General features: G+C 59.3%; 11 protein-coding genes and 2 pseudogenes. 10 read left to right on the top strand and 3 right to left on the bottom strand.

Going from position 1 to position 18,457, the window contains the following annotated elements; genetic code table 11:
* Positions 1 to 24 precede the first annotated feature (24 nt).
* The 9 genes and pseudogenes from tssI (at position 25) to K8U54_RS18710 (ending at position 14,856) form a co-directional block, all read left to right on the top strand.
* A complete protein-coding gene (tssI, locus tag K8U54_RS18750) occupies positions 25 to 2,067 on the top strand; it encodes a type VI secretion system tip protein TssI/VgrG (RefSeq protein ID WP_249907232.1) in 2,043 nt (680 codons plus the stop codon).
* On the top strand, positions 2,060 to 2,935 hold the full coding sequence (locus K8U54_RS18745; RefSeq protein WP_249907231.1) for a DUF4123 domain-containing protein: 876 nt from the start codon (positions 2,060 to 2,062) through the stop codon (positions 2,933 to 2,935). The genes tssI and K8U54_RS18745 overlap by 8 nt, the downstream gene beginning before the upstream one ends.
* Complete coding sequence (locus K8U54_RS18740; protein WP_249907230.1) at positions 2,932 to 6,441, top strand: toxin VasX; 3,510 nt, start codon at positions 2,932 to 2,934, stop codon at positions 6,439 to 6,441. Before K8U54_RS18745 ends, K8U54_RS18740 begins: the two co-directional genes overlap by 4 nt.
* A complete protein-coding gene (locus K8U54_RS18735; RefSeq protein WP_249907229.1) occupies positions 6,425 to 7,588 on the top strand; it encodes a hypothetical protein in 1,164 nt (387 codons plus the stop codon). Before K8U54_RS18740 ends, K8U54_RS18735 begins: the two co-directional genes overlap by 17 nt.
* 90 nt (positions 7,589 to 7,678) lie before the next feature.
* A pseudogene (locus tag K8U54_RS18730) lies at positions 7,679 to 8,393 on the top strand (bacteriophage T4 gp5 trimerisation domain-containing protein); the annotation flags it as partial.
* On the top strand, positions 8,375 to 9,262 hold the full coding sequence (locus tag K8U54_RS18725; RefSeq protein ID WP_249907228.1) for a DUF4123 domain-containing protein: 888 nt from the start codon (positions 8,375 to 8,377) through the stop codon (positions 9,260 to 9,262). The pseudogene K8U54_RS18730 and the gene K8U54_RS18725, both read left to right, overlap by 19 nt.
* Positions 9,262 to 12,693, top strand: a complete 3,432-nt coding sequence (locus K8U54_RS18720; RefSeq protein WP_249907227.1) for a toxin VasX — start codon at positions 9,262 to 9,264, stop codon at positions 12,691 to 12,693. The genes K8U54_RS18725 and K8U54_RS18720 overlap by 1 nt, the downstream gene beginning before the upstream one ends.
* Positions 12,680 to 13,744: a DUF6708 domain-containing protein gene (locus tag K8U54_RS18715; protein WP_249907226.1), complete on the top strand. Its 1,065-nt coding sequence runs from the start codon at positions 12,680 to 12,682 to the stop codon at positions 13,742 to 13,744. The genes K8U54_RS18720 and K8U54_RS18715 overlap by 14 nt, the downstream gene beginning before the upstream one ends.
* Positions 13,745 to 13,791: 47 nt before the next feature.
* On the top strand, positions 13,792 to 14,856 hold the full coding sequence (locus tag K8U54_RS18710) for a DUF6708 domain-containing protein (RefSeq protein ID WP_249907225.1): 1,065 nt from the start codon (positions 13,792 to 13,794) through the stop codon (positions 14,854 to 14,856).
* 48 nt (positions 14,857 to 14,904) lie between these two features.
* Here the strand turns inward: K8U54_RS18710 and K8U54_RS18705 are convergent.
* Positions 14,905 to 15,758 (bottom strand): IS5 family transposase gene (locus tag K8U54_RS18705; RefSeq protein WP_249906677.1). Its coding sequence is split into 2 segments (ribosomal slippage): positions 14,905 to 15,410 and positions 15,410 to 15,758, totalling 855 coding nucleotides; the frame shifts between segments, so codons are not numbered across the junction.
* 62 nt (positions 15,759 to 15,820) lie between these two features.
* On the opposite strand from K8U54_RS18705, the pseudogene K8U54_RS18700 reads away from it, so the two are divergent.
* Positions 15,821 to 15,991: pseudogene (locus K8U54_RS18700) on the top strand (contractile injection system protein, VgrG/Pvc8 family); the annotation flags it as partial.
* Between the two features lie 440 nt (positions 15,992 to 16,431).
* On the opposite strand, the gene K8U54_RS18695 reads toward K8U54_RS18700, so the two are convergent.
* Together K8U54_RS18695 and K8U54_RS18690 are read right to left on the bottom strand one after the other, a co-directional pair.
* The gene (locus K8U54_RS18695) at positions 16,432 to 17,214 is read right to left on the bottom strand and encodes an amidohydrolase (protein ID WP_249907224.1); all 783 of its coding nucleotides are present in this window, start codon (positions 17,212 to 17,214) and stop codon (positions 16,432 to 16,434) included.
* A 70-nt stretch (positions 17,215 to 17,284) separates the two neighbouring features.
* Entirely contained in the window at positions 17,285 to 18,433 is a 1,149-nt protein-coding gene (locus K8U54_RS18690; protein WP_249907223.1) for a pyridoxal phosphate-dependent aminotransferase, read from the bottom strand.
* Positions 18,434 to 18,457: the final 24 nt, after the last annotated feature.

Genomic DNA, 18,457 nt, shown 5'->3' with positions numbered 1-18,457 from the left:
GCAGCACTGCACGAGGAACATCGGATGTTCGCGCCAGCCAACCAGACGCACTTCAGCCTGACCGTAGAGGGTCTGTCGACCGACCTGCAGGTGTTCACGCTCACCGGGCGTGAAGCCATCAGCGAACCGTTCGCCTTCGAAGTGGAACTGGTCAGCGAGCAGTCTGCCCTGGACCTTGAAACCCTGCTGCACAAACCGGCGTTCTTGCAGCTCTCCCCAGATGGCAGCGGTATTCATGGCCAGCTCTATCGGGTCGCCCAAGGCGAATCCGGCAAGCGCCTGACCCGCTACGCGGTGACCCTGCGCCCGCAATTGGCCTATCTGGCCCACCGCATCAACCAGCGCATCTTCCAGAACCTCAGCGTGCCGGACATCATCGGCCAGGTGCTTGAAGAGCATGGCATCCAAAGCGACGCCTACGAATTCAAAGTCGGGTCGGTCTATCCCGAGCGCGTGTATTGCGTTCAGTACGATGAATCGGACCTGCACTTCATCCAGCGCTTATGCGAGGAAGAAGGGATCCACTACCACTTTCAGCACAGCAACACTGCCCACAAGCTGGTGTTCGGCGATGACCAGACGGTGTTTCCAAAACTGGCGCCCGTGGCCTACCAGCAAGACTCCGGCATGGTCGCCAATGACCCGGTCATCAAGCGCTTCGACCTGCGCCTGGAAACCCGCACCAGCCGCACGACCCGCCGCGATTACGACTTCGAAAAGCCGCGTTTGAAGCTGGAAAGCGAGAACCGCGGCGATGCCCTGCCCGACCTCGAAGACTATGACTACCCCGGCCGTTTCGTGGATCGCGAGCGCGGCAAGCATCTGGCCAAGCGTGCACTTGAACGCCACCGCAGCGACTACCAGCTGGCCGAAGGCAAAAGCGATCAGCCGCTCTTGGTCAGCGGTCATTTTCTCGCCTTGACCGGACATCCTAAAGCCAAATGGAACGACCTTTGGCTGCTGACCGAAGTCCTCCATGAGGGCAAGCAACCCCAAGTGCTGGAAGAGTCGATCACCAGCGATACCACCGACCTCAAGGACGACTTCCACCAGGGTTACCGCAATCGTTTCAAGGCCACCCCCTGGGACGTACCCAACCGCCCTGCCCTGCATCATCCCAAGCCACGCCTGCTCGGTAGCCAGAGCGCCGTGGTCACCGGGCCGAAAGGCGAAGAGATTCACTGCGACGAGTACGGCCGAGTCAAGGTGCAGTTCCATTGGGATCGTGAAGGCCAAGCCGACGACAAGACCAGTTGCTGGCTGCGCGTATCCAGCGCCTGGGCGGGGGCTCAGTACGGCGGCATCGCCATCCCGCGCATCGGCATGGAGGTGCTGGTCACCTTTCTCGAAGGTGACCCCGACCAGCCGCTGATCACCGGCTGCCTGTACCACAAGGAAAACGTCGTTCCCTACGACCTGCCAGCCAACAAGACCCGCAGCACCTTCAAAACCCTCAGCTCACCCGGCGGCAGCGGCTACAACGAGCTGCGCATCGAAGACAAGAAAGGCCAGGAACAGATCTACCTGCACGCCCAGCGCGACTGGGACGAGAACGTCCAGAACAACCAGAAAATCCGCGTCGGCAACGAGCGCCACGACACCGTCGAACAAAACAGCTACAGCGAATTCAAGGCCGAAGAGCATCACACCGTGCACGCCGACCGCAAGGTCGAGTCACGGGCCGACGACCACCTCACCGTGGGCGTGAACCAGCACGTGCAGATCGGCACCGGCCAGTTCATCGAAGCCGGCCAGGAAATCCATCTGAGCAGCGGCCTGAAAGTGGTGCTCGAAGCCGGCAGCGAGCTGACTCTCAAGGCCGGCGGCAGCTTTATCAAGATCGACGGCGGTGGCGTCACCCTCAGCGGGGCAGTGGTCAATATCAACTCGGGGGGCAGTGCAGGCAGTGGTACGGGGGCGGCACCGATACTGCCGGGGCCGCTGAAGCAGGCGGATGCGGATAAGGCAGGGAAGCTGCTGATACCCGCGCAGAAGCAGGCGCTGCTGCAAAAAAAACCACTCTGCGCCATTTGCGAGGCAGCCAAGGCGAGGGCCGGAAATGTCTGAGCACATGAACGCCTTACCCCATGATCTGCCTTGGCATGGCAACTGCTATTTGCTGCTCGACGGCGTAAGCGTGGAGAACCTGCCACAGAAGCTCTATCAGTGGTCGGAACAACCTAATTTCGAGCCGCTGTATCTGGGAACGGACTTGAGCGAACTCACCGAAATATCTCCATACCTGATCGCCATTGACAACCCAGGCGATCCCATCCGGCAAGCCTTCCTTGCCAATGCAATCGAGGAATGGGGTTACCTGGTCTTCGCCAACACCAGGCTCGATGAGGTTGCCCAGCATCTACGCTGGCTTCTGAAAGTCGAAACAGCAACGCAGCAAAGCTTCATTCTGCGTTTGGCAGACCCAGCCGTAGCGCATGCCCTGTTCGGTATTGGCAACCCCATGTTCTTTGGCCCTATCGAGCACCTATGCCTGCCCGATAGAGTCGAGTCGAACTGGCATGTACACCATGCCCCGCATGCAAGGCCCGCCAAGGATCATGGACAGCCTTATCGTTTGAGCAGCGCAGAAATAAGCGCTCTGGAAGAAGTTAGCTTCCGTCAGACAATTCTGGCTCTGGACGAACACCTACGAACATTCTTCCCCGAGTACCAGGCAGCTCTACAAGGCATGCCGCGTCATCAGCATCTACGCGAGCTGGCCAATAGGGCCTACCGGCTCAATCTCTGCTCCGAGAGAGAAATCTTTCTGTTCGCCAATATCTTCGGCTTCCTTGGGGAAACGGTACTGGAACAGCACGCGGATATCGCTCAACTGCTAGAAGGCTCTTCGCCACGCCTTCCGCTAGAACGAGTAGAGCAAGCTGCATATCTGGCAGAGCAGCGCGCCACGCAGATACAAGGAATGACCTCATGACTGCGCAGACACCTCCTCGCAATAACGCCAACCTGGCAGCCAAGGCGGCCTCCTATAGCGATAGCCGTTCGGCCACCAGCACATGCCCTTTGATGAAGGTCGAAGTGCAACTGCTTCCACTGCGCTATGGGCTGACCGAATGGGTCGATCCATCCTCTGAGGTGTCAGTGCCTTTCACGCTAAAGACCCGGCCTCTGGGCATTCGTCTTATGCGCGATGGTTTTCTCTACATCATCGACAGCGGCACGGGCTATCTCCACGAGTACCAGATCGAAAAAGGCGCCATTACCAAGCTGCTGTGGAAGGATGCCGAAGTTCGTGCCGATACTCGTACCAATGCCATTGGGGAACCGGATTTGATCTTCCCCAGATCCAGCACACTGCATGTGGCCTACTCCGAGCTGCAATGGACCGCCCGCAAATGCACGCAGGTGCTGGCCAGCCAGGCTGATCGCGACTATTTTATGCAGCGGGTGGATCTGAAGCAGGCCGACCCCAAACGGGGCGGCACCCACCTCCTGACGCGTGAGCAGGCGGAGAAATGGCTAGCTGAAGTCGTCCAGAACAAGGTTAATCGTGATGAGCAGGGTCAACAAACCTATCCTGATCACCAGAACCGCCCTGCCTTGGTAGAACCTCACCCGGAAGAACTTCAGGATTATGTCTGGGAAGATCCACCACTCTTCCGTGACACGCATATCGGTGAGTTGACGGCCAGGATTCTGCCGGCGCACGAGCATGATGCGCTCTTTCTGGTGCTGCGCGACGATATTGGCATCATGCGTGACCTGGCACAGCTTCAGGACAAGGTGGTCGGCTGGATCAGCGAATGGCGTGAGGGCGGTGCACAGCCAGGCGCCAACGAACGCGACTACATGATCGCCTGCTATATCGAATCGCGGACGCAAGTCAGCGCTGACGAACTGGCCAAGCTGGAAGACGATGATGCCCAGGCGATGGTCGACGATACTGCCAAGCTGCCTGAGCCTTCACAGCAGCAAACTCGCCAGGCCCTGATCGACTATCTGAATGGTGCCCCCATACCCCGCCCGATAGACCCTACCACCCCGGAACCCTTGCATAGAGCGCAGGAGCGCCAGTTCACCCGCAATCAATTGAACTCAGCGGATCAAGCATTCGTACAGCGCCACTTGGATACGATCATTCGGGTCAAGAAGGATCTGAGCGAGCAAGTCAACGATGTGCTCAATGGCGCGAAACTGGGCCAGCGTGGCATCAATGACCTGATTGACCGCCCTGCCATGGATGCCTTTCTGGTCACTAACCGGGCCAAGCTGCAGCGCTGGGATGCACTGCTGGAGCGGATCAGCACCGACCGCACGGTCATGACTACCGAACTGCGCTTTCATCGCGCAGCCTGGTATTACGATGCCCAGCAGGCCGAACAGGTGGGCTTGGCATTCGCCACCCAATATGCCTGCCTGAAGGATATCGGTCGTTGCGATGCAGCCAATGAAAAGCTCTACGCTTGGCTGGAAGAAAACTCTCAATACGACCGCCCGCTGTTCCATACCCTGCCGCTGAATACCCAAAGCGAACAGGCAGCGCAGTATGTGCTGCTGGGTTTGTCAACCTATGGCGCCGCTGCCGCCATCGATCACTGGCTGGGTAAGCTGAAAGAAATCGAACAAGGCAAGATCCCGGCACTTGACGAACTGCCTGAGCCGACTCAAACCCTTGGGCGTAGCGCTCAATCCACACTCGACCCCGCATTGAGCTTTGGCATCAGCAAAACCATGCAGACCTTCCTCGAGGAGGTGGGGCAGCAGAAAGTACCGGATCTGGACGAGCTGTTTCGCCGTTTGCCCAAAGTTCTACCGAAGCGTCTGCTCGACGCGGCGAAACGTGAAGGCCTGACCTTTGCCGTCGCCAGCGAGGCGGAAAAGGCTGCGCTGAGAGAAGATCTGAAGGAAGTGCTGGACAATCGCGCGGAGCTCAAGCGCCTCAAGAGGCAACGGGGTGTGATCATCAGCACTGCCGACCACAGGGCACCGCGCGCGCAAGCGTTGCAGCTCGAGATCAGAAGGGTTCGCGCCCAACTCGATAGGCTGGAGCCCCGCCTGGCGGCAGCCATAAGCCCTATCGCCGAGGTGCCACAGAACAGCGTGCGCGTGGCGGGTGCAGCCCCTGGGCGCGCCGGCATCACCCTGATCCTGCCCCCAGCCGAGCTGCAGGAAGTCGCAACAGGGCTGCGCAATATACGCAATGGCTACGCCACTGCCGGCACCCTCGGCAAGCTGGGTGACGGTGTGGGACTGGCTGTATTTGTGGCGCAGTTGGTGAATTTGGTGCAGGTAACGAGGGGGACTCTCAGCCAGCCAGCTAATAAAAAAGACCTCATGCCATTCATTGGCGCCGTTATGACTACCGGTGCTGCTGGATTTGCTGCTGCTCAATCCATTGCCAATACGGCACTTGAGGCCAGAGCAGTACAACTGGCCAAGGTGCTACAGGATCACGCGTTAACGGCCACTCGTGTACAGGTGGGGAAACTGCACATCAACCTTGGTCTCTTCGCATATGGTGCCGGAGCTGTTGCATCTGTAATTAGTAGCAAAACACACTACAGCGAATGGTCGGGAGCCGTGCAAAGCGGCAATGCCCAAGCCATGTATGGGGCTGCTGCAGCCTTGGCAGGTTCAAGCGGAATGCTGGCAGCCAATGCTTATGGTTTCGCTCATACCGCCCATGCTTATTCGCAGGTACGGGTGGCCAAAACGCTCGCCACTCGACAAGCAGCCTGGGCACTGGCGGGCCCTCGCCTGGCAACTGTTTTCTTCCGTTTCAATATTGCCGGCGCGCTGTTTACCGCCCTGGAGCTGGGCGGCACATGGTGGTACAACCGCAACAATACCGACGCCCATGACGAATGGCTGCTCAGCACGCCCTGGAGCCAGGATGCGCAAAAGCGCAAGGACTATACGCTGGAGACCTACCAGCAGACCTTGCTTGGGGTCATTCAACGGCCCTTGGCAATGGTTATCCACGGCAGCCACGATAGCTGGTGGCGTGACCTGCTGCTGTCACCCAAGCGCATCGATATTGCCCTGGCGTTCCCAGGCCTGAGCCGGGCAGAACTCGAACGGCCTCTTGCCGGGCAACCCGCCGCACGGCTTAGCCTCAGCGCCTATCGCATCCGCACCGTGCGTTATGAAAAAGGAGAATCCATGGTCAGGTGGCACCCGCTCCATGAGCTGGGGCTGGAACTGGCCGCCAATTCACCGTTGACACTCCGGGTCGAACGCCCACAGCCCATGGACGCAGCCATTGGTGGGTACACCCAGGAAGAACTGCTCCTGGAGCTAAGGGTCGAACGCCGCAACGAGCGCGGCCAGTATCGCGAAGAGCGCCATACCATTCGCCTTGCGCCCGATAAACCGGGCGAATATCCCGCCAGCCAGGCGACCATTCAAGGTCAGGCCGCCGCCAGGCTGCAGATCGATCCTTTGCTATTACTGGATACCCAAGATGCCGCAAACCGCTGATACTCAAACCGCTACCCCACCCGGCCTGGATAAACCACACAAGGCCGGAGATATCCAGGGCTTCCCTGGCGGGCGGGTCAACTATCTGGCTCCGCTGCCACTGCCAACGGGTGAACCTCCTCATGACTATGCCCATGCCATCGGTGAGGTAAATGACATCTACCTGAGCTTTGGTACTGGCTTGCCACCTGTATTTGGTTGGCAAATGACTTTAGCAGGCCCATTTTTCGTGGGTGTCGTCATGCCACTCCTCCTATCTCCTATTCTCGTAGCCATACTAACCCCTTTAGTAGGTGGAACTCTCTTAGATACTTGGCAAATGGCAACAGGAGTACTTGAGGCTGGCCTAGAAATTAGCCTGATAGGTACACCGGCGCTTCTCGCATTGACCCTAGGCGTGTGGCTATACAACCATCTCCAGCACAAAACCGTTATCGCCACCCGCTTCAACCGCCAGCGCCGTGAAGTCTGTTTTGTGCCAGAGGGCCATACCGAGCCCATCTTCGTCCCTTGGGAACAGGTATCCGCTTGGGTAATCGAGGCGCGTGGGGTTACCCAATACGGTGTTCAAAGCCAGTTCGCCATGGGCGTGGGTTTTCACCATGCCCCAAGCGGGCAGGACTACACCCTGGAATTCGCCACCAGCGGTCTGGGTATGGCCATCGGCAACTGGGAAGCCATTCGCGCCTATATGGATCACGAGATCCATAGCCTCAAGGACATTCAGGATCCCTTCGACCTGCAAGGCCCGGACGACCCACCCCATGAGGGCCTGCACACTTTCTACAACGCCAGAGAACGCATGCGTCGCCGCTACCGCGAAGGGGAAGTCGGCAAGTGGTACGTACTCGGCTGGTACTTTTTTCACTTTTACACCCTGTGGACACTGCCCTTCTATCTAACCGAATGGAACATAAGCCGGGTCAAGCGTATGCACCAGCGCAATGTTCCCGAAGCCATGCGCGCCTGGTCAGAGCCCCTGCCCCCCGAGCAATGGGCCAAACCCAGTGACGAACTGCTCAGGCAGCGTGAGCTGCTGATAAACCTGCGCCAACGTCATCCGCAGGGCTCGATATTCGATTTGATGGCCGAGGTGGGACGTATAGCTGCAACCGTCAGGAAGCCGGCTAGTGCCGCAAGCCACTGATGACGACTTCTCCAGCGACCAGTTTTTTGACCGCCATGCTAAATAGATGACGCCTATCGTAGTGGGCAGCCAACCATCCTGGCGCGTGCCCAACCGCTGATCACCGGCTGCCTGTACCACAAGGAAAACGTCGTTCCCTACGACCTGCCCGCCAACAAGACCCGCAGCACCTTCAAGACCCTCAGCTCACCCGGCGGCAGCGGCTACAACGAGCTGCGCATCGAAGACAAGAAAGGCCAGGAACAGATCTACCTGCACGCCCAGCGCGACTGGGACGAGAACGTCCAGAACAACCAGAAAATCCGCGTTGGCAACGAGCGCCACGACACCGTCGAGCAAAACAGCTACAGCGAATTCAAGGCCGAAGAGCACCACACCGTGCATGCCGACCGCAAGGTCGAAGCACGCGCCGATGACCACCTCACCGTGGGCGTGAACCAGCACGTGCAGATCGGCACCGGCCAGTTCATCGAGGCCGGCCAGGAAATCCACCTGAGCAGCGGCCTGAAAGTGGTGCTCGAAGCAGGCAGCGAGCTGACTCTCAAGGCCGGCGGCAGCTTTATCAAGATCGACGGCGGTGGCGTCACCCTCAGCGGGGCAGTGGTCAATATCAACTCGGGGGCAGTGCGGGCAGTGGTACGGGGGCGGCACCGATACTGCCGGGGCCTTTAAAACCGGCGGATGCGGATAAGGCAGGGAAGCTGTTGATACCAGCACAAAGACAGGCACTGCAGCGCAAGCAGCCACTTTGCGCCATTTGCGAAGCTGCCAAGCTGGAGGCTGCTCATGCTGGCTGATGGTCTAGATCATTTACCCCAAGAGCTGCCCTGGGGCACGCCAGCTTATCTGCTTCTAGACGGTATCAGCGTCGAAACCCTTCCCAAGCGGCTCTACGAATGGGCTGAGTCGCCTGATTTCGATCTGGTGTACCTGGAAACCCCCTGGGCCGAATTGAGTGATGTATCGCCTTGCCTGGTTCGCCTGAACGGACAGCACGATCCCGCGCTGGCTGCTTTTATGCAAAATAGCCATGAAGAGTGGGGCTACCTGTTGTTCAGCAACGCCAGTCGAAGTTCGGTCATTGAGCACCTTCGCTGGCTGGTGTGCGTCTGTCATCCGATGGGGGAGAAGATGCTGCTGCGCTTGGCCGACCCCGCCGTCATGCATGCGTTGCTGGACCAGGCAAAAAAAGATAATGACCCGACTCTGTTTGGCCCGATCGACCAGATCATCGCTGCCGATCGTGTTGAAAACACCTGGCATCGGCATCAACGCCCTGGCTCGACAATTCCGATGCAATACAGTCGCCCCTATCAGCTATCCGAAACACAACTGGATCTGCTTGGTGATGTGGCCTTTCGAAGTATCCTGATTCGCCTTGACGCGCATATGCACGAGTATTTTCCCGCCTATCAATCAGCACTGAATTCAACCCAGCGCAGGCAGCATTTGCGATCAATGGCGGAGCGTGCCTACAACCTGGGCTTCAACAGCGAATATGACATCACGCTCTATGCCAACATCTTTGGTCTGCTAGGCGTTGAGGCGTTGGACAAACATCCGGACATCGCCAAGCTGGTAAATCAAACCTCATCGCTCACGCCCAGCCAACGAATTGAACAGGCAGCGGAACTGGCATATGCCCGCGCCTCGTCAGCGGAAAGGACTTCCTGATGACAACCAAAAATCCCAACCATGCCGACAAGGCCAAAAGCGACGCCAAAAGTCCCGTAGGCGCTTGCCCGCTGATGAAGAAAAAGGTGCAGTTGCTGCCCCTGCGCTACGGCTTGGTCGAGCGGCTCGACCCTTCGGCGGCACTCGCCCTGCCCTACAGACTCAAGTCGCGACCGCTGGGTATTCGGCTGATCCGCGATGGCTGGCTGTACGTGATAGACAACGAAACAGGCTATCTGCACGAATACCGTGTCGAGAAAGGCGTCGTGAGCAAATTCGTCTGGAAAGGCAAGGAAGCGGCTCAGGACCAACGGCAGGGAAAGTTGGCGGAGAACAGCCTGGTTTTCGCACGAGGCAGTACGCTGCATGTGAGCTTTTCTGACGTGCAGTGGACAGCGTTCAAATGCTCACAGATGTTGAAGAGCCGTAAAGAACGCGAGCACTTCATGCAGCGAGTGGATCTCTCCAAAGCAACCTGCACTGAAGGTGGAGAGCACCTACTCACCAGCCAGCAGGCAGAGAAGTGGTTGGCCGAGGTGGCTGAGCAGCCCTCAACCAGTGCGCCGCCGGCCGGCGGTAACCCACAGGAGGGTAAAGACTACGTCTGGGAAAACGCCCCGCTGTATAGCAAAACCACCATCGGCCTGGTCAAGAAACAACTGCTCCCCATCTACGAACATGACCACCTCTACCTGGTGTTCAAGGACAGCCTGGGCGTCATGCAGGATCTGGCAGAGGAACAGGACACCGTGGTTGGCTGGATCGAAAAATGGATTCAGCAGAGCCGCAACGACCTCAAGTACAGCATCGGCAGCTACATCGAAACCCTGATGGTGGTGAACGACGATACGGCCAAGCGTGCCGGCACCCGTGGTGCTCTGTTTGAAAAAACCACGCCCGCGCAGCGCCAGACGATTTACGACTACCTCAATGCCCGCAATGACCTCAAGGGCATTCAGAGCAGCAGCCCGGCGACAGCTCATTACCCAGGGCGAGGGTTCGATGCCAAGACGCGAGCTGCCAGGGCGAATGTCGCGGCCAAGAAGCAGACCATGCAGAAGGCATTAGGTGAAGATCTCTACGCCGAGCTGGAAGACGATATCGAAGCCCTAGAAGACCACTCTGATGCCACGCTGGAAGGCAAAGGCCTGGGGGCGCGGGGCATCCATGATCTGGTGCGCCACAAGGAGATGCGCCAATACCTCGAGCAGGAACGTGCACACCTGAAACGGTGGAACGCACGCCTTGATCGCATCACCGAAGATCGCGTCACGCTGTTCACCGCCACCGAATATCACCGCAGCGCTTGGTACTTCGACACTCAAGTGCCTGACCAACTGATGGCCGCTCTGCTCATCGAGCAAAATTGCGTGCGCGACCTGTGTCGTACCGAAGACAGCCTCAAGGCGGTCGGCGAATACTTCCACAAATATCCCTATTACATACTGCCGGCCTTCGCCAGCCGACTGGATCTGAGTTTCCTGACGAGCAAATCAGGGGACCTGATCAAATGGCTCGACGATGCACGCAACCTGAAAAGCGGCCTTGCCGATGCCCAGGTTCGCCTGCAGGAAATCCACACCCTGCTGGGCAACCATTGGACCAACAGCCTTGCCCTCAATGCGACCGCCCAAGCGGCCAGCCAGGCCGTCAACGCCGCCTATTCCCCGGCCATCGCCTTGCGCCTGCAGGATTGGTTGGCCGAGATGCAAAGCAAGCTGAACAGCCCAGACCTCAAGCCCCATCTGGACAAGCTCGGCGCCTACAGCAACCGAGCGCATCGCCTGGGCAACCTGGCAGCGCTGAAAACGCACGGCGCCAACTTGCAGGTGGCCACCGAACAGGATGTCAGCCTGTTCAAGTCGCGCCTGACGACCCTGATCCAGCTGATGGACAGCGAAGATCAATTGAAGGCCCAGCGTGACCGAGCCAAGACCGACAGCAAGCGGAGCACGATAAGCGAGGCCGAACGGCAGAACGCCAAGGTGCAGAGGCAGCAATTCAATCAGCAATTGGCCATCAATCGCCAGCAGCGCACGGCCCTGGTCAATCAAATGCAGGACAGCGCGATCGTCACCAGCGCCGTCCAGGTTGGCTTTGTCGGCGTTAAACTGAAGATGGATGCTGCCCAGCAAAGCCTGCTTAACGAAGAAATCCGCCGACTACGCCTGGGCCCACTGGGCGCCTACGGCGAGACGGGGGCGCATATGGCAGCGGTTAAAAGCAGTGCGCTGCCGTTGCTGGCACTGGTTCTTCAGGCGCGGAATTTGGGGGATGCGTGGGATGCGTGGTTATCCGCGCGACGTAGCGGAGGCACGACGCTCCAGCAGGATCTCATTGTTATTGGGGCAATTTCAGCCCCAATAGCATCAGCCTTTTCGGTCTATCAAAACGCTCATATTGCCCTTGTGGATAAAGCTTTCAAATCCATTGTGTCCAGCTCAGCCGGCAAAGGGGGTATGCAATTCGCGGTAAAGCTGGGCAAGTTGGGATTGGGCCTGGGCGTGGTGATTTCTCCGCTGGCCCTGCTGGGCTCCGCTGGCACCTCCTGGAGCAACTGGAATAAATGGCTGGATGCCACACGCACGGGCACGGCTGGCGAGCAGGCCGGTGCTCTGATGGCGCTGGCCGGGGACACCAGCAGTACCGCAGTCAACGCGGCAATCACGGCCAAGGCATTCGCCGAATTCGGCGGCCTGATGCTGGAGGCCTCACGCGCCGCCCCCGGTCAGCGTGTCGCGGTCATGGGCGGTGCCTGGGCCACGCGCGGTGTGCGCTTCCTGAGTTTTTCCGCTCGCCTGACGCCTTGGGGCCTGGCCGCCACCGCACTGCAGTTCGGGGGCGAGGCGCTTTACAACTATGCCAATTTGGATGATCAACAACGCTGGATGCTGAACTGTTGCTGGGGCCTGGAAAATCAGGACTGGGATTGGCCCGTCCATGCGCAAAAGCTGGCCGAAGCCACTATGCGCCCGCAGGTCAGCGATAAAGGCACGCTCAAGCGCCCGCTGGATGGCGAGCCGGTTCGCCGCCTGGTGCTCAGCCTGCCCGGGGTCAGCTTGGCCAGCTTGCGCCAGCACCCGCTACGCTTGACCGCCGAGTGGAATTACCAGCAAGGCTGGCCGGCGCAGGATGTTGGCCCGCAGGTGCGCAGTGCTCTAACCCTGCTTGGCGATAACCCGCTGACCCTGGCGATTGATCTTTCGCCCAACTGGGTCGGGCCGCAGTCCCACTTGCGCTTGCGCGTGGCCGTTCAGACCGAGCTGGCCAGCAAGCCGCTCAAACAAGACGACGCTTACCTGTACTATGCCTTGCCGCTGCACCCGAGCGCCTCACGCGAGCCGATCAAGGGCGTACCCGCTGCCGGTCCAACCCGTATCGCCCCCCAGTGGCTCGATATCACCCCGGAGTCCCTGCATGCCCCAGGATAAGTATGATCGTCTGCCCCATACAGGGGATTTTGAGCGGGAAAGTGGCAGCGAAGTGTTCTACCTGTCGCCCAAACCCGTGCCCACCGGCATGCCTGCCTTCAGTGGGCAACAGCTGCATCAGGATGCCAATGAGGTGTTTCTGGACGTGGGGGCGGGGCAGGCCAGTGTTGAGTTTGCTGCGCGTGCTTACATTGGCTCAGTTATGTCGCTTGTAGTCTTTTTTGTTATTTGCACTGGAGGCATGGCATCTGTATCTATTCAGTTAGGGGACAGGCCATTCTGGAGTGACTGGGGGAATTATCTACTTAATCCTTATATGTGGGGATTTATTGGTTTGATCGCAGCACTAGCCGCATTCAACATGTTCCGCATCATCCGCAATATCGGCGCCCGTTCCCCCATTCGCTTCAACCGCCAGCGCCGCCAAGTCGCCTTGGTGTTTCGAGGTGAAGCGCCTGTTTATGTCCCCTGGGAAGAAGTGATCGCCTGCGTCTCTGCCAGCCGCGTCATTACTCAGTACGCTGTTATGCCCAGCTTTGCCCTGATGCTCGGGCTGCGTAATGCCGATACAGGTGTCGTCTATTGGGTCACCATTCCCGGTGGCAACCTGGGTCTGGTAGTTAGCGAATGGGAAGCTATTCGGGTCTATATGGAGCAAGGACCCGAGGCACTGCCAACGCCCTTGCTATCAGACGAGGAATTCCAGGAGGGCACCGTGGCTTACTTTCACATGTGCCGCCAGGTGTACCGCAAGGAACACAGTTGGATACGCTATGCCTTCGGCTTTTTGCTGATTCAGTTCTGCAGCGGCTGGACCTTGCCCTGCCATATTGCCCAATGGGTCAAGCGCCGCCCCAAAACCGTTTTCCCCCGAGAGGTGCTCGACTGGTCGAAACCCCTCCCACCCGAGCAACACGCCAAGCCCAGCCAGGCCTTGCTCGATGAAAGCGCCGCCGTGCGCAAGGCCTACGCCCAAGGCCAGACCATGCTCGATTACTACCAAGTAAAGTTCAGCGAAGAAGCGGAACCCGCTGTGGCAGCCACCGAGTAAGCGCCGCGCCTCTCGGCAGTGGCTCGATATCACCCCGGAGTCCCCGCATGCCCCAGGATAAATATGACCGCCTGCCCCATACCGGGGATTTCGAGCGGGAAAGTGGCAGCGAAGTGTTCTACCTGTCGCCCAAACCCGTGCCCACCGGCATGCCAGCCTTCAGTGGGCAACAGTTGCATCAGGATGCCAATGAGGTGTTTCTGGATGTTGGAGCGGGGCAGGCTAGTGTTGAGTTTGCGGCGAGGGCCTATATTGGTTCGGTTATGTCGCTTTGTATTTTTTTCTTACTTACAGGAATTGGCGTAGGGCTTCGTGAGTATTTCAAATACGGTGATAGCCCTTTTGAGTTTGGCATAAGTCTCATGACTGATTGGTTTGTGTGGGCATTCATTGGTTTAATTGCCTCGCTAGCCGCATTCAACATGTTCCGCATCATCCACAATATTGGCGCCCGCTCCCCCATTCGCTTCAACCGCCAGCGCCGCCAAGTCGCCTTGGTGTTTCGAGGTGAAGCGCCTGTTTATGTCCCCTGGGAAGAAGTGATCGCCTGCGTCTCTGCCAGCCGCGTCATTACTCAGTACGCAGTGATGCCCAGCTTTGCCCTGATGCTCGGCCTGCGTAATGCCGATACAGGTGTCGTCTATTGGGTCACCATTCCCGGTGGCAACCTGGGCCTGGTAGTTAGCGAATGGGAGGCCATCCGGGTGTATATGGAGCAAGGGCCCGATGCACTGCCCACACCCTTATTGTCAGACGAGGAATTCCAGGAAGGCACAGTGGCTTACTTCCACATGTGCCGCCAGGTGTATCGCAAGGAACATTGGTGGATACGTTATGTGTTTGGCTTTTTGCTGATTCAGTTCTGCAGTGGCTGGACCTTGCCTTGCCATATCGCCCAATGGGTCAAGCGCCGCCCCAAGGCCGTGTTCTCCCAAGAGGTGTTGGACTGGTCGAAGCCCCTGCCCCCTGAACAACACGCCAAACCCAGCCAGGCCTTGCTCGATGAAAGCGCCGCCGTGCGCAAGGCTTATGCCCAAAGCCAGACCATGCTCGATTACTACCAGGTCAATTTCAGCGAAGAGGCAGAACCCTCCGCGGCGACCGCTGGGTGAGCACCAAACCCATGCATATTGAATCTCAGTGGTTCAACTAACGCATCTCTAGGTTTTGTACGAAAAGTACTGACGCATGCAACGCAGGCTGCAGGCCAGCGTGACCATGGCTGAAAAGCTTCTCGCCAGCTTGTCGTAGCGAGTACCTATTCTGCGGTTCTCTTTCAGCCAGCCAAACATCCGCTCAATGATGTTCCGCTGCCGATACTTTGGACGATCAAAGAGTCGGGGCAGGCCAGGCCGAGGCTTGCGGGGCATGGCACGCAGCGGGATCACCGGCTGTATTCGGTAGCGGTCGCAGTAATGGCGCAAGTGTTGCGCGTCATAGCCTTTGTCAGCCAGTAACCAGCGACTGCGTTTGCGTGGACGCCCCGGCTTACCGGGAATTCGCACCTGATCCAGCAACGGCTGGGCATGAGCGATATCGCTGGTTTGCCCCGGCGAAAGAATGAAGCGTAATGGAACACCATTGGCGTCACAGATCATGTGAATCTTGGTAGTAAGGCCGCCTCGACTACGCCCCAAAGCATGATCTAGCGGTTCTTCAGGCCCCCTTTTTTCCCGGCGCCTGAAGAGGCTCGGGTTGCACGTATCGCAGTGGAATCGATCATCCAGGTGTCCAGATCAATCAGTCCCTCCCGGTTTAATCGGATGTGCAAGCGCTCCAGTATCCGGTCGAACGTACCGTCGTCGCGCCAGTCACGAAAACGCTGATACACCGTCGACCAAGGCCCAAAGCGTTCCGGCAGATCACGCCAGGCAGCGCCCGAGCAGAGGATCCACAGGATTGCGTGGAGTACCAGACGATCATCACTGCGTGGGCGACCCATCTTCTGCTCTGGAGAAACCAGATCCTTGATCAATTCCCACGATGCGTCGGTGAGTTCGTAACGCTTTGCCATGCGGGCCTCCAGCCAATCATGGCGGCAATTTTACCCGTACCGACTTTTCGTACAAAACCTAGAACCTCAGCGTGCCGGCCATCATCGGCCAAGTGCTCGAAGAGCATGGCATCCAAAGCGACGCCTACGCACTCAAAGTCGGGTAGGTATATCCGGAGCGTGTTTATTGCGCTCAATATGATAAATCGGACCTGCACTGCATGCAGCGCTTGTGCGAGAAAGAAGGGATCCACATCCGCTGGATGGCCGCACTCTGGCGGCCGTATCACGCGCGTCTGCAACAGCTCAACAACGATTAAGGTCGGCTACGTGCCAGCGTAACGGGCAATATGGCTGGCATGCTCGGTATTCCAAGGGAGGATGCCGCGCAGCGGCAAACCCGCGCACAGAGCTCGCAGACCATCAATCAGGAGCGGACACAACCACGCACCGAGTACGCGGGAGCAGGCCGACTTATGTGCGGTGCTGCTATCGGCCTGGTTCGAAGAGTCCAATAAAGGTGTTAGCGAGCACGTCCACCGGCTTTTCGGTCACTCATGATCGCCTCGCCCTGGGTACAGCCCAACGCTGATTCACCCAGCTGAACGGGCAAAACTTCTTCGCTATTCGAGGGTCGATTTGCCAAGCTAGCCAACTCGCTCAAGCCGTTAGCCTTGGCATAGCAATGCGGCGATTACCGCAGCTCGAACGGATCGGCATCCTGATGCGCCGGGAAGCGCTCGCGGTAGGCGGTTAAGGCCGCACTATCGAGGCGCTGATGGAACACGCCGGCCTTGTCGTGGGCATCGAGCAGGCTGTCGCCCTGGTAATCCAGCACCTGGGAATCGCCGCTGTAGGGATGGCCCTTGCCATCGACGCCGATGCGATTCACCGCCGCGACGTAGCACAGGTTTTCGATGGCGCGCGCCGGTAGCAGGCGGTTCCAGTGCAGGCGCCGCGCGGCCGGCCAATTGGCGGTATAGAGCAGCAGGTCGGTGCCCTCGGCGTCGCGGCTCCATACCGGAAAGCGCAGGTCGTAGCAGATCAGCGGGCGCACGCGCCAGCCCTTGATCTCGAACAGCGCCTGGCGCTCGCCGGCGGCGTAGTGCTGGTGCTCACCGGCCATGCGAAACAGGTGGCGTTTGTCGTAATGGGCCAGTGACCCGTCCGGCCGCGCCCACAGCAGGCGATTGCGGTAGCTGCCATCGGCGGCCTGGATGATCAGGCTGCCGGTGATCACCGCATTGACGCGCTGCGCCTGCTCGCTGAGCCAGGCGCTGGTGGGGCCGTCTTCCGGCTCGGCCAGCTCGGCGGACTGCATGGAAAAGCCGGTGCTGAACATCTCCGGCAGTATCACCAGGTCGGCGCCTGCAGCCTGCTGCAGTTGCGTTTCGAAATGCGCGCGGTTGGCCGCCGGGTCGTGCCAGGCCAGGTCGCTCTGGATCAGCGCCAGTTCGAGGTGGTCTTGTTTGCTCATCGATAGCCCTCCCGTGATATCGCATGCCAAGCGGTGGACAACGCTTCGCGGTTGTCCACCCTACAGGGCGCTAGATGGCGCTGAGTTTTTCCGCGGCCTGGCGCAGGGTGTCCTCGCGCTTGGCGAAGCAGAAGCGTACCAGGCGCTGCGCCGGGTCCGGCCGCTCGCTGAACACCGACACCGGAATCGCCGCCACGCCATGCTCGCGGGTTAGCCACTGGGCCATGGCCACGTCGTCCAGGTCCGGACGGATCGCCGAGTAGTCGGCCAGCTGGAAATAGGTGCCCGGCGTGCGGCTGAAGGTAAAGCGCGAGCCGGCCAGCAGGTCGCAGAACAGATCGCGCTTGGCCTGGTAGAACGCCGGCAGCTCGTTCACATGCTCGGGGCACTCGGCCATGAAATCGGCCAGCGCACATTGCAGCGGCGTCACCCCGCAGAAGCTGACGTACTGATGCACCTTGCGCAGCTCGGCGCTCAGCGCCGGCGGCGCCACTACATAGCCGGTCTTCCAGCCGGTGACGTGGTAGGTCTTGCCGAACGAGCTGACCACGAACGCCCGCGCGTACAGCTCGTCGTGGGCCAGTACGCTGGCGTGCTGGCGGCCGTCGAATACCAGGTGCTCGTAGACCTCATCACTGACGATATGGATGTCGCGATCGCGGATCAGCGCGGCCAGGCGGTCCAGCTCGTCGCGGCTGATCAATGCGCCGCTGGGATTGTGCGGCGTGTTGAGCACGATCAGCCGGGTACGCGAGCTCAGCGCGGCTTCCAGGCGCTGCCAGTCGATGGCGAAATCACCAGCGGCCAAGGGTAGGTGGATGCAACGCCCGCCGGCCAATGTCACGCTGGGGTCGTAGCTGTCATAACAGGGATCGAAGACGATCACCTCGTCGCCCGGATGAATCAGCGCCTGGATGGCGCAGAAGATCGCCTGGGTGGCGCCCGGCGTGACGGTCACCTCGCTGTCCGCACTGACCGTGCGCCCGTACAGCCGCTCGATCTTCACGGCGATCTGCTCACGCAGCGCCGGCAGGCCGGTCATCGGTGCGTACTGGTTGTGCCCCGCTGCCACGTGCCGGGCCAGCGCCTCGCGCAGCGCTTCGGGGCCATCGAAATCCGGAAAGCCCTGGGACAGGTTGATGGCGCCCGTCTGGGCCGCCAGCTGGGACATGGTGGTGAAGATGGTGGTGCCGACAGCGGGCAACTTGCTGGTGAACATCGAGGCGTCCTGGGCAGTTGAGGC

The sequence above is a fragment of the Pseudomonas fulva genome (genome assembly GCF_023517795.1).
Classification (GTDB): domain Bacteria; phylum Pseudomonadota; class Gammaproteobacteria; order Pseudomonadales; family Pseudomonadaceae; genus Aquipseudomonas; species Aquipseudomonas fulva_D.
The sequence above is the reverse complement of the archived record's forward strand: the minus strand, read 5'-3'. Positions and strand labels throughout refer to the sequence as shown.

What these genes read in the sequence shown, in the direction of transcription:
- K8U54_RS18720 (WP_249907227.1), top strand. Translation starts at nt 9,262, where the DNA reads ATGACAACCAAAAATCCCAACCATGCCGACAAGGCCAAAAGCGACGCC.
- K8U54_RS18740 (WP_249907230.1), top strand. Translation starts at nt 2,932, where the DNA reads ATGACTGCGCAGACACCTCCTCGCAATAACGCCAACCTGGCAGCCAAG.
- K8U54_RS18690 (WP_249907223.1), bottom strand. Translation starts at nt 18,433, where the DNA reads ATGTTCACCAGCAAGTTGCCCGCTGTCGGCACCACCATCTTCACCACC.
- K8U54_RS18710 (WP_249907225.1), top strand. Translation starts at nt 13,792, where the DNA reads ATGCCCCAGGATAAATATGACCGCCTGCCCCATACCGGGGATTTCGAG.
- K8U54_RS18715 (WP_249907226.1), top strand. Translation starts at nt 12,680, where the DNA reads ATGCCCCAGGATAAGTATGATCGTCTGCCCCATACAGGGGATTTTGAG.
- K8U54_RS18745 (WP_249907231.1), top strand. Translation starts at nt 2,060, where the DNA reads ATGTCTGAGCACATGAACGCCTTACCCCATGATCTGCCTTGGCATGGC.
- K8U54_RS18695 (WP_249907224.1), bottom strand. Translation starts at nt 17,214, where the DNA reads ATGAGCAAACAAGACCACCTCGAACTGGCGCTGATCCAGAGCGACCTG.
- tssI (WP_249907232.1), top strand. Translation starts at nt 25, where the DNA reads ATGTTCGCGCCAGCCAACCAGACGCACTTCAGCCTGACCGTAGAGGGT.
- K8U54_RS18725 (WP_249907228.1), top strand. Translation starts at nt 8,375, where the DNA reads ATGCTGGCTGATGGTCTAGATCATTTACCCCAAGAGCTGCCCTGGGGC.
- K8U54_RS18735 (WP_249907229.1), top strand. Translation starts at nt 6,425, where the DNA reads ATGCCGCAAACCGCTGATACTCAAACCGCTACCCCACCCGGCCTGGAT.